The organism is Pedobacter montanisoli, from assembly GCF_022809115.1.
Taxonomy (GTDB): domain Bacteria; phylum Bacteroidota; class Bacteroidia; order Sphingobacteriales; family Sphingobacteriaceae; genus Pedobacter; species Pedobacter montanisoli.
In genome coordinates, this window is sequence record NZ_JALGBH010000002.1 from 23,712 (window position 1) to 37,777 (window position 14,066).

A 14,066-nucleotide genomic window follows, 5' to 3' on the forward strand; every position below is an offset into this window, starting at 1 on the left:
AATTTACCATCTATATTGTAAGCGGGCAGTGAACACATCATCTTTCAGATCTTCCTGATAACCGTTAGCTTGTGTAGGATTGTTTTTAACGTGTTCATTGTATAAAGTTAATTTTATGCGACCATTGATGGCATAGGTAAGGCCATAACCCAATGTAGCATATTTTATATCGCCGGCAGTGGTATTGTTGCCCGCTTTACCAATTTCAGCTTCTTTTACTTCGGTATTGGGATCGTAAACATCGTAGGCTAAAAGAGCGGTTAAATTGGTTTTTGCAATCTGATGAGTAAACCAGAAATAGTAGCCGTTAAATTTTCTGAGGTAAAGATTGCTTGCCGGCTGACTGTTAAAACTGGTGCTGGCCGTTGGGCCGTTAACAGTTGTTGATGCTGCAATACCGGGTTGGGTACCTTCTACATATTCTGTTTTAAAGCTGGTTTTTCCCAGTGGATTGGCAAACTGAAACTGTAGGTTTGCACCATAATATTCTCTTTTTAAATTCTTTCCAACATTCTGGCTATTGGTTAAAGCTACAAAACCATGGTCTTTAAAAGTAAAATAGGTATCTGTATTGCTACGTACCGTACCGCCGTAATAAGAAGCACCAAAACCTAGAGACATGGTTTTATTGGCCAAACTATCGAAATCGAAAGCCAGATTAGCTACAATGTCTTTCTTAGAATCGTAGTCACGGGCTGTAAGGCCGCTGCCATTGATTACAGCCAGATCAGCCGATAAATATTTTAAAACCTGATGAGGTTTGTAGCTAATCATTGCACCTAAATCACGCTCTCTGGGCATTAAGGTTTGAAATACCCTTGCTCGCTCAGGAAAATCCCGGTATCCCGATGAATAAATAATTGAATAGCCGAAAGGTCGGTTAAATAATCCGCCGGTTAAAAGAAAACTTTCAACTTTGGGTAGGTGAAGCTGTATAAAAGCATCCATTAAATTTACACCATTTTGAGTAGCATCTAACTGGAAAACAATGTTAGAGTATTCATCAACCCTATCTATTTTTAAGCGACCTCTCCTGATCATAAACCTGCTATCGCTGTTTTGCGAAAAATCTCCTCCAGAAAAAGATACAATACCGTTAGATTGCGCTTTTTGATATTGTGTTTGCAGGTAACCCGTTATTTTAATATCGTGTATATCTTTTGATGAGGGTGCATTGTTGTTCTGGGCAAAAAGTGTAAAAGGTGTAAGGGTAATGAGGTAAGCAATTATCTTTTTCATTCGTCAGATTTTGAGGGTGTTAAATTACTGCAAATTTTGCTGTATTGAATTAGAAATGCATAAAAAATGCATAAAGATTAAACCGATTTCAAGTGAGATTTAAAGATAAATTACAATTTAATTACGATTTTTTTATTTGATTTTTAATTTGCGGTCTTACTTTTGTATCAAATCGAACTCGATGACAGTTAGAAAATTTAAGGTTTTTATTGCAATTGCGTTTATAAGCATCTTTGTAGCTAAGATGGTTATATCGATTGCTCCTGTATTTTCTGGCGAACTTGACAACAAGTTTATGAATGCCGTTATCATGCAGCTTGAAAACGAGCATCATGGTGAAGATGGCAAATCGAGTATTAAATATGCCGATCATAAGGCTTATTTTGAGCGTACAGAGCTTACCTATGTAAGTGAAGATATCGATTATGGCGTAACCAATAGCTTTATTGAACATTCGCGCCGGTATGTAGATCCATACCATCCACAGGTGCCCACACCTCCTCCTAACTTTTCTTAATTCAATATTTTTAGGGTTAAGCCAATGCGCTTAATCTGAATTTAAAATGGTATTAGTAAAACTGCGTTTTATGAGGACAGATATGTTTTGTCTAATCAGATCCTGTAACGCAGATGGATATGATTAAGAATTTAATTTATGAAAAAGAAAAATTCGAACTTTTTTAGGTTCGGAGCAAAAAGTAATGTGCTTAAAAGAAACTTAAAGAGCGATTTATCATCGAGTATAGTTGTATTTTTAGTTGCATTGCCCTTATGTTTAGGAATAGCGCTTGCCTCGGGTGCTCCGCTTTTTGCCGGATTAATCTCAGGTATAGTAGGTGGAATAGTGGTAGGTTTTATAAGCGGTTCTCAACTAAGTGTGAGCGGACCTGCCGCGGGATTAACCGTAATTGTTTTAGGTTCTATAGCACAGTTAGGTAGTTATCAAACCTTTTTACTGGCTTTGGTTCTGGCCGGAGTTTTCCAATTGGTTTTGGGAATGATTAAAGCAGGCACCATTGGTAATTATTTTCCTTCGAGTGTAATTGAAGGAATGTTGGCCGCAATTGGCATTATTTTGATCCTTAAACAATTGCCACATGCACTTGGGGTAAACAGCGATTTTTTTGGAGACGAAGCGTTTGCACAAGGCAATCACGAGAATACTTTCAGTGCAATTTTAGGCGCTTTGAGTAAGATTACGCCTTTAGCTTTTGTCATTAGCTTATTGTCGGTTCTGGTTTTAATTTATTGGCCTAAGTTTAAAAAACTATCGGTTGTTCCGGCTCCGTTGATTGTAGTAGTAACGGGTGTTGTTTTATCTTTTGCTTTTGCAGGTACATCTTACGGGCTTAAAACAGTGCAGATGGTAAATATACCTTTGTTTAGCGGATGGAATGAATTTATGGGCTTGTTCAGTCTGCCAAACTTCAATGAAATTTTAAACAAGGAAGTTTGGATTGTAGCAGGTACGATAGCTATTGTAGCCAGTCTCGAAACTTTACTGGGTGTTGAAGCGGTAGATAAAATAGATCCTAAGAAAAGAGTTACCCCAACCAATCGTGAGCTTATTGCACAAGGTATTGGTAATATTAGCAGCGGCATGATCGGCGGATTACCTATAACATCGGTAATTGTACGCAGTTCTGCCAATGTAAACTCAGGCGCAAAGTCAAAAATGTCGGCAGTATTTCATGGTTTTTGGTTGTTACTATCCTTGCTGTTTATTCCGGGTTTAATTAATATGATACCTTTAGCTGCTTTGGCTGCTATCTTATTGGTTATCGGCTATAAACTTACCCGTATTGCATTGTTTAAACATATGTATCATAAAGGCTGGGATCAGTTTGTACCTTTTGTGGTAACTGTTCTTGCAGTTGTATTTACCGACCTGCTCAAAGGAGTTGCTATTGGTATGCTGGTATCTGTCTTTTATTTATTGCGCAACAATATGCGTAACCCATATTTCTACAGAATACAGCACGAAGGCAGTAAGAAAAATTTAAGAATTAAACTGGCCGAAGAGGTTTCGTTTTTGAACAAGGCATCCATTCAGGTTTTGTTATCAGAAGTGCCTAAAGAAACGAATGTAATTATTGATGGATCTAACTCAAGATATATTGATCCTGACGTTTTGGAAACGATTTTTAATTACAAACACAGCGCTTATTCTAAAGGCATAATTGTAACTTTAGAAAACATACAGAAGAGTTATACCATCCCAAAATTAAATATTAAAATAGAAGAAAACGTAAATTAATTTATGGCAAATCAACATAAACATCAGGAAAATATCACTTACGATAGCTTATTAGAAGGCAATAAAGCATGGGTTGAAGAAACCCTTAAATTAGATAAAGGATACTTTGATAAATTGGCTGCGGGGCAGAATCCTCCGGTTTTATGGATTGGTTGCTCAGACAGCCGTGTACCAGCTAATCAGATCACCAATACTTTACCGGGCGACATCTTTGTGCACCGTAACATTGCAAATGTGGTAACGCACTCAGATATGAGTTTACTCAGTGTACTGGATTATTCAGTTAATGTATTAAAGGTAAAGCATATTATTGTTTGCGGTCATTATGGCTGTGGCGGTGTAGCTGCGGCTTTGAGTAATAAAGAATTTGGTTTAATTGATAACTGGTTGCGCCACATCAAAGATATTTACCGTATACACGAAAGAGAAATGTCGACCATTAAAGATCCGCAAAGAAGAGCAGACCGAATGGTAGAACTGAATGCCATAGAAGGTGCTGCAAACGTAATGAGCACTTCAATTGTACAGAACGCCTGGGCAACTGGGCAATCACTTTCAGTTCATGCCTGGGCATACAGCTTAAAAACAGGTCTGATAACCGATTTAAAAGTTAGTGCTTCAAGTGCCGATGATGTTTCTCCGGTATTTAAGCTCAAATTCGATTAAATTTTTTAGTTTTTGTTTTAGTCTGAAGGCCCCGAAATTCGGGGCTTTTTTAGTTTGCAGACTTCTTTTTATTACGCTTAACCAGTAAATAGCATAGGTATAAAAACACCAGCCATAACGGAATAAGTTCAACAGACATTTTTAAACCGGTAAGCCACATAATAATTAGTATGCCTAACAAAAAGAACAAACAGATATAATTGGTTACAGGGTACATAAAAGAAGGGAATTTAGTTGCTCCTTTACGATATGCCTGTCTGAATTTAATATGGGTATAGCTGATCATTAACCAGTTGATGATTAATGACGATACTACTAACGACATTAATATGCTCAGTGCTTTTTCAGGAATGACTTTATTTACAACAATACAAATAGCTGCAAACACAGCCGAAACCAAGATAGCCATTACAGGTACGTAATTCTTATTGAGCTTAGATAAGAACTTAGGCGCATTGCCTTGTTCAGCCAGTCCGTATAACATACGGCTATTGCTGTAAACGCTGCTGTTGTAAACAGATAATGCTGCTGTAAGCACAATAACGTTTAAAACATTGGCAATAAGACTCGTAAAGTAAACAGTGCGACCAAAAAGATCAAATTGGAAACCTTTTAATCTTTCAAATACCATTACAAAAGGACTGCTGCCATCGGTAATGTTTTTCCAGGGTGACAAAGAGAACAGGATAATCAAAGCACCCACATAAAAAATCAGGATTCGATAAATGACCTGATTGGTTGCTTTTGGAATATTTTTTTCAGGGTTTTCGGCTTCGGCAGCAGTAATTCCTACCAATTCTAAACCTCCAAAAGAAAACATGATGAGTGCCATTGCGGCTAAAAGACCTTCGTAACCGCCTTTACCGTTTGTATTTAACCAGCCTTTAGGTAAAAAGCCACCATCGTTCCATAAATTTGAAAGGCTAGCGTGTTCGCCACCTGTGCCGCTAATCAGCAGATATGAACCAAACAGGATCATGGCTATAATAGCCACTACTTTAATAATAGAAAACCAAAATTCGGCCTCGCCATATACTTTTACAGAAGCCAGGTTGAGTACATTGATTACAATAAAGAAAAATGAGCTCGATACCCACAGCGGAATATCAGGCCACCAGAATTGAATATATACACCAATTGCAGTTAGCTCAGACATGCTCACCAAAATGTATAACATCCAGTAATTCCAACCCGAGGCAAAGCCGGGAAAAGGTCCCCAATATTTATAAGCAAAATGACTGAAACTACCAGAAACAGGTTCCTGTACTACCATTTCGCCCAACTGGCGCATAATAAAAAAGGCAATAAAACCTGCAATGGCGTATCCTAAAATAACAGAAGGACCAGCTAATACCGCTGCCGGACCAATACCTAAAAATAATCCCGTGCCAATGGCACCGCCCAATGCAATAAGCTGTATGTGCCTGTTCTGTAAGCCTCTTTTCAGCTCTTTCTTGTTTTCAGTATTTTCCAAAGAAACAGATGGTTAAAGTTTGTACGTCTAATTGGGGGGCTAAAATACTACTTTAGAAAACAAAAAATTAAGCTTTCTGATGCATCTAAAGAATTATAACAGAAATGATTGAAGCACTTGATGATAGAAGATATACAAAACCGTAATTTTTATTCCTAAAAAGAGTAATTAAATATTCCTTTTAGGGGTTTGCTGTTTTATGCCTATATTGGCTCAAAATTATAAACCAACACCCTGATATGATTATGATTAACGCTTTGTTTACTCCGTATAAGTTAGGGTAATCTAACTTTCTTTCTATAAAATTAAGGATATTAAGTTTCAATACTTTGGCTATTTCTATTGCTTAAGTAATAAATAAATACTATAAACACTAAAACAAACTTTTATGAAAATTAAAATTAGTTTTTTCTTATTGATTACAGTTATGGCCTACGCTAAAGGCCAGCAAACGGTTACACAAACTATCATTATGAATTCTAACGGGGTAAACTCTACAGAAATTGTAATGAAGAAACAGGATAATACCAGTTATTATTCTCTATATGCTAATTATTCTGGCTTTGGTCTTTACAATTCTACGACACAGAAAGTTCCGCTTCACATCAATTCCAGCGATTTTGTAGGTATCGGCACAGATATTCCCCAAGAAAAACTATCTGTAAACGGCAAGATCAGGGCCAAGGAGATCAAGGTAGAAACCGCCAACTGGCCAGACTATGTATTCAGTAACGATTACAAACTGCCAGATCTAAAAGAGACAGAAACATTCATCAAAACGAACAAGCACTTGCCCGGTGTACCATCAGCGGCAATGGCAGAGAAAGAAGGCATCGAACTGGGCGAGATGAACAAGATCTTGTTGAAGAAGATAGAGGAGCTGACCTTGCATTTGATAGAGAAGGACAAACAACTTGAAAATCAATTGATCTTAAATAAGGAAATAGAAAAAAGGCTAAAGAAGCTTGAAAATAAAAAAAGACTTTAAAAATATTATTATACTGTAAATTTATATGAAAATTAACATAATCCCTTTTAGAATATATTTTATACTATTTTTTATAAGTACAGGTTTAACTGCATTTGGGCAAAATGATTATCGAACACCTGTTATCGGTCCTTCTCCTACCTCATATGCCTTTACAATGTATGGAAACAACCAACCTAGTTTACAATCTGGTAATGTTGATATTCCAATCTCTCTGTTTGAAGTAAAAGCACCGGGTATTAGCATTCCTTTAAATATTCGTTACCATACTGCAGGAATTAATTTAATGGATAGCCCATATCCTTTGGGTTATGGCTGGAATTTTTCAGCAGGGTATAGAATTACAAGAACTGTTTTAGGACGGCCAGATGATAGGTTTGAATTTAAACAACTATATGGGAGCGAAGAATATCAAACTGTGAAAAAAGGGATTTTAGATGAACAGATAGCCAATATTCATGGACTTAGTAGCGATGATTTATATGATACACAAAAAGATATCTTTACATTGAGCCTGCCTTCAGGAAATTTTAAGTTTGTTCTCGTAAGAACGGGAAATATTTATGAAGCAGTTACGATTGGGCACCAAATAAAAATTGAATTAATACACTGGGCTACCCCAGATAAGAGCAATGCTTATATTTTAGGGTTTAAGGTAACCGACCAAAATGGACTGGTTTACATATTTGGAGATGATGTTTACCAACAAACATTATCTGATTATAAAGAGTATGTTGGAAGTACGGGTGTAACAACTACTTGGGCATTGAAAGAGATTACTTTACTTAACAATGAGAAAATCAAATACGCTTGGATAAAGAGAAATACAAATGGCATTCCCGTTCAAACAGATATTCCTATTTCTGTAGTTGATTATAAAAATTGGGATTGTGACGTTGGAAATTATGAAGTGATAGACATAGGAGGTAAGGTAGATTATTTCTCATCTACTTATGTTGAGGCTCTAATGTTAAAAAAAATTGAATATCCATACGGAACAGTAGAACTTGATTATAAATTGGGCATTGACCCGATGCTTCAAACAATAACAGTTAAAGATAAATTAAATACTACTGTCAAAAATATCAACTTTACATATGGAGCCAATAATTCACAACAGGATCATTTGCTTCTTCAATCACTAAATGTAAATGGCGAAACCTATAGATTTCAATATGATTCTCATCGTTTTTATAAAAATGCAACGGGTCTAGACTATTGGGGGTATTATAATGGTAAGGATAACAATTATACATTGCTACCTAAAATGGGCATTAAAATTAGGTCAAATATCTCCTTTCCTGTAAACATGAGCTTACCCCCTGATGTAAATCTTATAGTAGGACATGCTGATAGATCGATTAGCGAAGAACATATGAAGGCTTTTATATTAAATAAAATTTATTATCCTACAGGAGGCTATTCAGAATATGAGTATGAGACCCATGAATTTCCTGGCCATTCAGTACATTCTGTTTCTACAGATCCATTGTTTACAGTAGAACCCGAGCCAATAAAATTTGGTGGAGGATTAAGAGTCTCGAAAATAAAAATATATAGCTCACTTAATGGAAATCCTATCGTTAAAACTTATAAATATGGAATTAATGAAAATGGATTAGCTAATAATAGCGTGGTACCTACTCTCGATACTTTTATAGATGAATATTGGGAAATAAATGAAAATCCTCCCGGGCCAAACAATTGTGTAAATGCATACTGGAGAACACGCCGTGTTATGAATATTAATGCCTTATCAAACTATGCTAAATTTCTTGTATATGAAAACCCCATATGGTATAGCCAAGTAACAGAATATGTAAATGATGAACTTAAAACCCAATATAATTTTTCATTAGAAGAAACCTATAACCTTACATGGGGGCTAAACGCTAAATCGGTTAAAAGCCCATATAGGTTTCGCTATGATAATTTGTTTAATGAAGGCGCACAGTTGATAAGTACAACTTTCTTTAAAAAGAAAAGCGCCATTTACGAACCTGTTAAGAAGGAAGAAAATGTATATGAAGTTGTTAATCCTTCTGTTAGTATTCCTTCAGCAATTATAGATAGAAATTTAATTTATAACACGCTGATCCATCCGGGACCAGATCTATATCCTTATTCATTTTATGGAAATAGTGGTGTACTACCTACAGATGGCTATTCGTCGTTTAACCCACAATACAACATATTGTTGTATAACATAAGTGTAAAATATAACCGCTTAAAAAGAAGCATTATTAATGAATATCATGGTGTAGATACAATATCAAATTATAAAGATTTTTTTTATAACGACCCTCAACTTATTAGAACTGAAGAAAGAACCAGTATAGACCAGAGAATTGTATCTACAGATTATAAATACCCTGAAAACTATGTAGATCCTGTTTATCAAACTATGGTTGCTAAAAATATGCTAAGTCCAATAATAGAAAAGACAGTTTCTGTTAATGGAAACATGGTAAGTTTAGAGAAAAATAACTATACAAACGACCCTGTAATATCAAAAGGATTGATATTACCTTATTTATTTGAGGTTCATGATATGCAGACTAATCTAAAAACAGAGGAACTAAGAATTAGTAAGTATGACAATAAGGGCAATATCTTGGAATTAAAATCAAAGGCAGGTATACCTGTAAGCTATTTGTGGAGCTATGGAGGTCAGTATCCTATAGCTGAAATCAAGAATGCAGATTATAATACATTGGTAAATATACAGGGACAAATTTATATAGATTCTTTTGCAGAAAACTGGCCTACTGATCTTCAAATAAATACCTTCTTGTCACCTTTACGCATAAATGCTTTGTTAAAGGATGCTCAGATTACCACATTTACCTATAAACCTTTAGTGGGTATGAGTAGCCAAACAGATGCCAAAGGGATGAAAACCTTTTATGAGTACGACGTTTCTCAGCGTTTGAAATTTGTTAAAGATCAGCAAGGAAATATCATCAATAGCTTTGTATATAACTTTAAGCAACCTGAAGTGCTCTATCACAGTGTCCAAAAATCGCAAAGCTTTACCAAGGCATGTACAACCGGGCAAGGTAGCGAAGTGGTTTATCTTGTGCCAGCGGGTAAATACAGTTCAGCGATCAGTCAGGCAGATGCCGATAATCAAGCTTTGGCAGATATAACAGCAAATGGTCAGAACTATGCAGATGCAAATGGAACATGTACCGTACCTTATGTAGATGTAGAAATCCAGAAAATTACAGATTGGAATGGTACCATTAGCAGGATACAGTTTTACAAAGATGGTAGCTCAAGCCCATCATATGAGGTTTTTCCATCTAATTCTGGCAGTTCAGAAACAATCAGTATCCCCGAGGGCGAATACAATTCGGTAAAATTTACTATAGATGGAAGTGGTACACCCTATAATGGAATGCTCAGCATCGTTAGTTCAAAGCCTACGGTATGTGCTCAAATTGGGATGAGTAGTACGATAATCAGCTTATCTAATGTGAAATTTACGGCATCAGGAAACAAACTTATTGTTGTTGCTGAATACTGTATGAATTGATTTTAACATATATAACGAGATACCTTATCATTCAAAAATAACCGGAAGATGAAGAAATATATATTAGCCCTCTTGACCCAATTGACTTTATGCCTAGCAGTCGATGCGCAGGACCACAAGAGCTATTCACAGTATAACGGGGAGGCGGTACTGTCGGCATCAGGGAGCGTTACCCTGCTGCCGGGTTTTTATGCCCCTTCGGGGAGCAGCCTTCGGGTGTACATCGGGGTACCGGCGCCCCCGCTGGCCACCGCACCCAGCAGCAGCCAGAACTACGTGCTCACCCGCACCTTCAAGGTGCCGGGGGTAAATGCCGTCAATCTTAACGATGCCCGCACCTACGGGGAGGAGACCCATAGCATCCAGTACCTTGACGGCCTGGGCCGCCCTCTGCAGAACATTGCCATAGGCGCCAGCCCAAGCTATAAAGATATCGTAACCCCCGTGGCCTACGATGCCCTTGGGAGGGAAGCCATCAAGTACCAGCCCTATATGGAGAGCAGCGGCGATGGCAGCTACCGCGCTGCGGCCATAGCCGGCCAGCTGGGCTACTATACAGGGCAGGGCACGGGCAGCAGCATCAAGGCCACCGGCAGTCCCTTCAGTGTGACGGTATTCGAGCCCAGTCCCTTGAACCGGGTAGAAAGACAGGGCTATCCCGGAACGAGCTGGCAGCCTACCGGCAACGCAGGCACCGAGCATACAGGCAGGCTGAGCTACGGCACCAACAACAGCGATACCAACTATGGCACCACGGGCCATGCGGTAAGGCTGTACAGAGCCAACCCGGGCACGCCCGGCTATACCCGTAACCTGGGCAGCGACGGGTACTATGGTACGGGCCAGCTGTACCTGACCATCAGCAAAGATGAGAACTGGCAGGGCAGCGATGGCAAGGCCGGTACCATTGAAGAATACAAGGACAAGGAAGGCCGGGTAGTACTCAAGCGGGCTTTCAACTACAAGGCCGGCCAGATCGAAATTCTGAGCACCTATTATGTATATGATGATTTTGGCAACCTGAGCTACGTGCTGCCACCGGGAGCCGGTGCCGATGCAAATGTTCCTACCCAGGCCCTGCTCGATAATTACTGCTACCAGTACCGTTACGATGGCAGGAGAAGGCTGGTAGAGAAGAAACTACCCGGTAAAGGCTGGGAGTACATGGTGTACAACAAGCTGGACCAATTGGTACTGAGCCAGGACAGCAACCAGCGGGCAAAGAGCAGCCCCGAGTGGCTGTTCAGCAAATACGATGCATTCGGCAGGAACATTATGACGGGCATCCATACCAGCAGCAAAAGCCGTACAGGCCTGCAGCAGGACATAGACGGCCAGGGCACCCTCTGGGAGGGCAGGGACAATGCCAACAGCAACGGTACGGGGACGGGCTACAGCAACCTGAGCCTTCCCACCACGGACATCGCCGTGTACCATACGCTGAACTACTATGACGATTATGACTTTTACAGCAACAGTTTTGGATTGCCAACAGGCAGCCAGGTAAGCGGTACCAGGACCAAAGGCCTTTTGACCGGGACCAGGGTAAATACCCTGGGCACGAGTATCCTGCTGCTGAGCACCCATTACTATGATGATGAGGCCAGGGTAGTGCAGACCAAGAGCCAGCACCATTTAAGCGGTACCGATGTAACCGATAACACCTACAACTTTGACGGCAGCCTGAACAGCAGTACCCGTACCCATACCAAGGGCAGCACGGTTACCACCATAGCCACTACTTATGACTATGACCATATGGGCAGGAAGCTCAGGACCAGGCAGCAGATCAACGGCCAGTCTGAGGTCACCCTTTCTGAATATGCCTACAACGAGCTGGGGCAGCTGAAAGAGAAGAAACTGGCCGATGGCAAACAGGTCACGAGCTACGCCTACAATGAGCGTGGCTGGCTGACCAAGAGCAATAGCAGCGAGTTTAGTATGGAGCTGAAGTACGATAACGGCACCCAGCCGCAGTACAACGGCAACATCTCGGGTCAGGCCTATACCAACGGCAGCAGCAACAGCTTTGCCTACGGCTACGACAGGCTGAACAGATTGGTAACGGCAGCGGCAACGGGCATGAATGAAACCATCAGCTATGACCAGATGGGCAACATCGCGAGTCTGAACAGGGACAATGCCGGGGCGATGGCCTATAACTATGAGAACGGAGGGCTGAGCAACAGGCTGTCCTCGGTAAGCGGCCTGACAGGGACGTATGGCTACGACGGCAACGGCAACGCGACCACCGATGGCAGAAATGGCGTAGCCCTGACCTATAACCACCTGAACCTGCCGGATACGGCAAAGAAGACAGGCTTGAATATGGTTTACACCTATGATGCCACGGGCAAAAAACTGAAGAAGATATCTACAGGTACTAGTACCACCACTACAGATTATGTAAATGGCATCCAGTACACCAATGGAGCAATAGACTTTATTCAGACCGAGGAAGGGCGTGCACTGAACAGTGGCGGGACTTACAGTTACCAGTACAACCTTATGGACCACCTTGGAAATGTGCGTGTAAGTTTCGATATTTATGGGGACACTGTACGGATGCTGCAGCGTGATGACTACTATGCCTTTGGCAAGCGTAAGGAAGTAAAGGCAGGGGGGACAAATAAATACCTTTACAACGGCAAGGAGCTGCAGGATGAACTGGGGCAGTACGATTACGGGGCTAGGTTCTATGACCCGGTTATCGGAAGATGGAACGTGATAGACCCCAAAGCAGAGCTTGGTAGGAGGTTTAATCCTTACAGCTATGCGTTCAACAACCCTATAAGGTTTATTGACCCAGATGGAATGTGGCCATGGCCAAATCCTTGGAGTAGTGCGCAATCTCTATTTAATAATACTGTTGCTAAAGTCCAGTCTACTTATGCGAAAGCGGAAGCAAGTGTTAAAAGTGCCTATAACCAGACAGCGAAAGCCGTATCAAATGCCGGAACGGCAGTTAAAAAATGGACTGTAGAAAATAAGGAAAACCTTTTAACTACGGCAAAAACGTTACAGGATTTTGGAGAAAAAACAACTAATGCGGGAGCTGTTGCAGCCATTGCAGGAGCTCCTATTGCCGGTGTAGGTGCTACTCCAGGAGCAGCAATTGCAACATTTGGAGAAGCCGTCTCTTGGGTAGGAATAGGATTGGAGGTAGTAGTAGAGGGTGCGGCAGGAAGTAAAACTAACGCAGTTACAACAGCAGGAAATGAATTGATATACGGAACTGTAGGAAAAATAGGTTCTAAAGCTGTGGATCAGGCAATTCCTATAAATATACCCGGTCTTTCAGGTGAAATTAAAGAAGCAACTAAACAAACTATGGGTATCTTTGAAAGATTACTTAAAAAAGAAACGGATAAAACGGTAGAAAAATTAAAAGAAACAGATAAAAAATAAATGGACATTAAATTGTTTTTTGAAGGAATAGGGTGTTTGTTAATTGCATATTTAACTTATCGTTTTATGCTTAAAGGGAGGAGACCATCCTCTAAAGAAACTAACTGGAATGGGATGACAGGTTCAAATTATGTTAGCTTATGGGGTGGGGTTATAGTATTTGCTATCTTAGGCATAATATTCTTACTGCAATCTTTACCGTCACATATTTGATTAAAGCTATTATGAACGTTGGATTAATAATTAAGTTGTTATCATCTATAGGATTTTTGTTGATTGGGATTATGGCTAGGTTTTCAATTAATGATGGATGGGTACCAATAAAAAAATACTGGAAATACTTTGTGATTGTTGGTACTCTCTCTTTGAGCTATGCTATATACAAATACTTTATAAGATAAAATTAAAGATTGTTAGATTTTGCTACTCATTATATTTTGTAGAATCATTTTGGTTAAAGAATAGCCATCTTAACAAAGAAATAAGAATGAATGAA

Annotated in this window: 8 protein-coding genes; 6 read left to right on the forward strand and 2 right to left on the reverse strand. The window is 39.6% G+C overall.

Features of this window, described 5'->3' with window-relative positions; all coding sequences use genetic code 11:
• Positions 1-3: 3 nt before the first annotated feature.
• The gene (locus MMF97_RS07840; RefSeq protein ID WP_243361251.1) at positions 4-1,239 is read right to left on the reverse strand and encodes a porin; all 1,236 of its coding nucleotides are present in this window, start codon (positions 1,237-1,239) and stop codon (positions 4-6) included.
• Positions 1,240-1,420: 181 nt separating this feature from the next.
• Between MMF97_RS07840 and MMF97_RS07845 the strand changes: the two genes are divergently transcribed.
• The 3 genes from MMF97_RS07845 (at position 1,421) to MMF97_RS07855 (ending at position 4,162) form a co-directional block, all read left to right on the forward strand.
• Positions 1,421-1,756: a hypothetical protein gene (locus tag MMF97_RS07845; RefSeq protein WP_243361252.1), complete on the forward strand. Its 336-nt coding sequence runs from the start codon at positions 1,421-1,423 to the stop codon at positions 1,754-1,756.
• Positions 1,757-1,894: 138 nt separating this feature from the next.
• The gene (locus tag MMF97_RS07850) at positions 1,895-3,496 is read left to right on the forward strand and encodes a SulP family inorganic anion transporter (RefSeq protein WP_243361254.1); all 1,602 of its coding nucleotides are present in this window, start codon (positions 1,895-1,897) and stop codon (positions 3,494-3,496) included.
• 3 nt (positions 3,497-3,499) lie between these two features.
• Positions 3,500-4,162 (forward strand): carbonic anhydrase, encoded by a 663-nt coding sequence (locus MMF97_RS07855; RefSeq protein WP_243361256.1) that lies wholly within the window; start codon positions 3,500-3,502, stop codon positions 4,160-4,162.
• Between the two features lie 49 nt (positions 4,163-4,211).
• Here the strand turns inward: MMF97_RS07855 and MMF97_RS07860 are convergent, their stop codons facing one another.
• A complete protein-coding gene (locus tag MMF97_RS07860) occupies positions 4,212-5,636 on the reverse strand; it encodes an amino acid permease (RefSeq protein ID WP_243361258.1) in 1,425 nt (474 codons plus the stop codon).
• Between the two features lie 388 nt (positions 5,637-6,024).
• Between MMF97_RS07860 and MMF97_RS14625 the strand changes: the two genes are divergently transcribed.
• From MMF97_RS14625 to MMF97_RS07875, 3 genes are read left to right on the forward strand one after another with little or no spacing between them, the layout of a single operon-like run.
• Entirely contained in the window at positions 6,025-6,624 is a 600-nt protein-coding gene (locus MMF97_RS14625) for a hypothetical protein (RefSeq protein WP_317228604.1), read from the forward strand.
• 25 nt (positions 6,625-6,649) lie between these two features.
• Positions 6,650-10,162 carry a DUF5977 domain-containing protein gene (locus tag MMF97_RS07870; RefSeq protein ID WP_243361259.1) on the forward strand — a complete coding sequence of 1,171 codons (3,513 nt, stop codon included), beginning with the start codon at positions 6,650-6,652 and terminating at the stop codon, positions 10,160-10,162.
• Positions 10,163-10,210: 48 nt separating this feature from the next.
• Positions 10,211-13,570, forward strand: coding sequence for a DUF6443 domain-containing protein (locus MMF97_RS07875; RefSeq protein WP_243361261.1), 3,360 nt, complete (start codon positions 10,211-10,213; stop codon positions 13,568-13,570).
• Positions 13,571-14,066 lie beyond the last annotated feature (496 nt).

Bases quoted from the DNA above. Each gene is read 5' to 3' on its own strand.
- MMF97_RS14625 (WP_317228604.1), top strand. From the start codon at position 6,025: ATGAAAATTAAAATTAGTTTTTTCTTATTGATTACAGTTATGGCCTAC.
- MMF97_RS07870 (WP_243361259.1), top strand. From the start codon at position 6,650: ATGAAAATTAACATAATCCCTTTTAGAATATATTTTATACTATTTTTT.
- MMF97_RS07855 (WP_243361256.1), top strand. From the start codon at position 3,500: ATGGCAAATCAACATAAACATCAGGAAAATATCACTTACGATAGCTTA.
- MMF97_RS07875 (WP_243361261.1), top strand. From the start codon at position 10,211: ATGAAGAAATATATATTAGCCCTCTTGACCCAATTGACTTTATGCCTA.
- MMF97_RS07845 (WP_243361252.1), top strand. From the start codon at position 1,421: ATGACAGTTAGAAAATTTAAGGTTTTTATTGCAATTGCGTTTATAAGC.
- MMF97_RS07840 (WP_243361251.1), bottom strand. From the start codon at position 1,239: ATGAAAAAGATAATTGCTTACCTCATTACCCTTACACCTTTTACACTT.
- MMF97_RS07850 (WP_243361254.1), top strand. From the start codon at position 1,895: ATGAAAAAGAAAAATTCGAACTTTTTTAGGTTCGGAGCAAAAAGTAAT.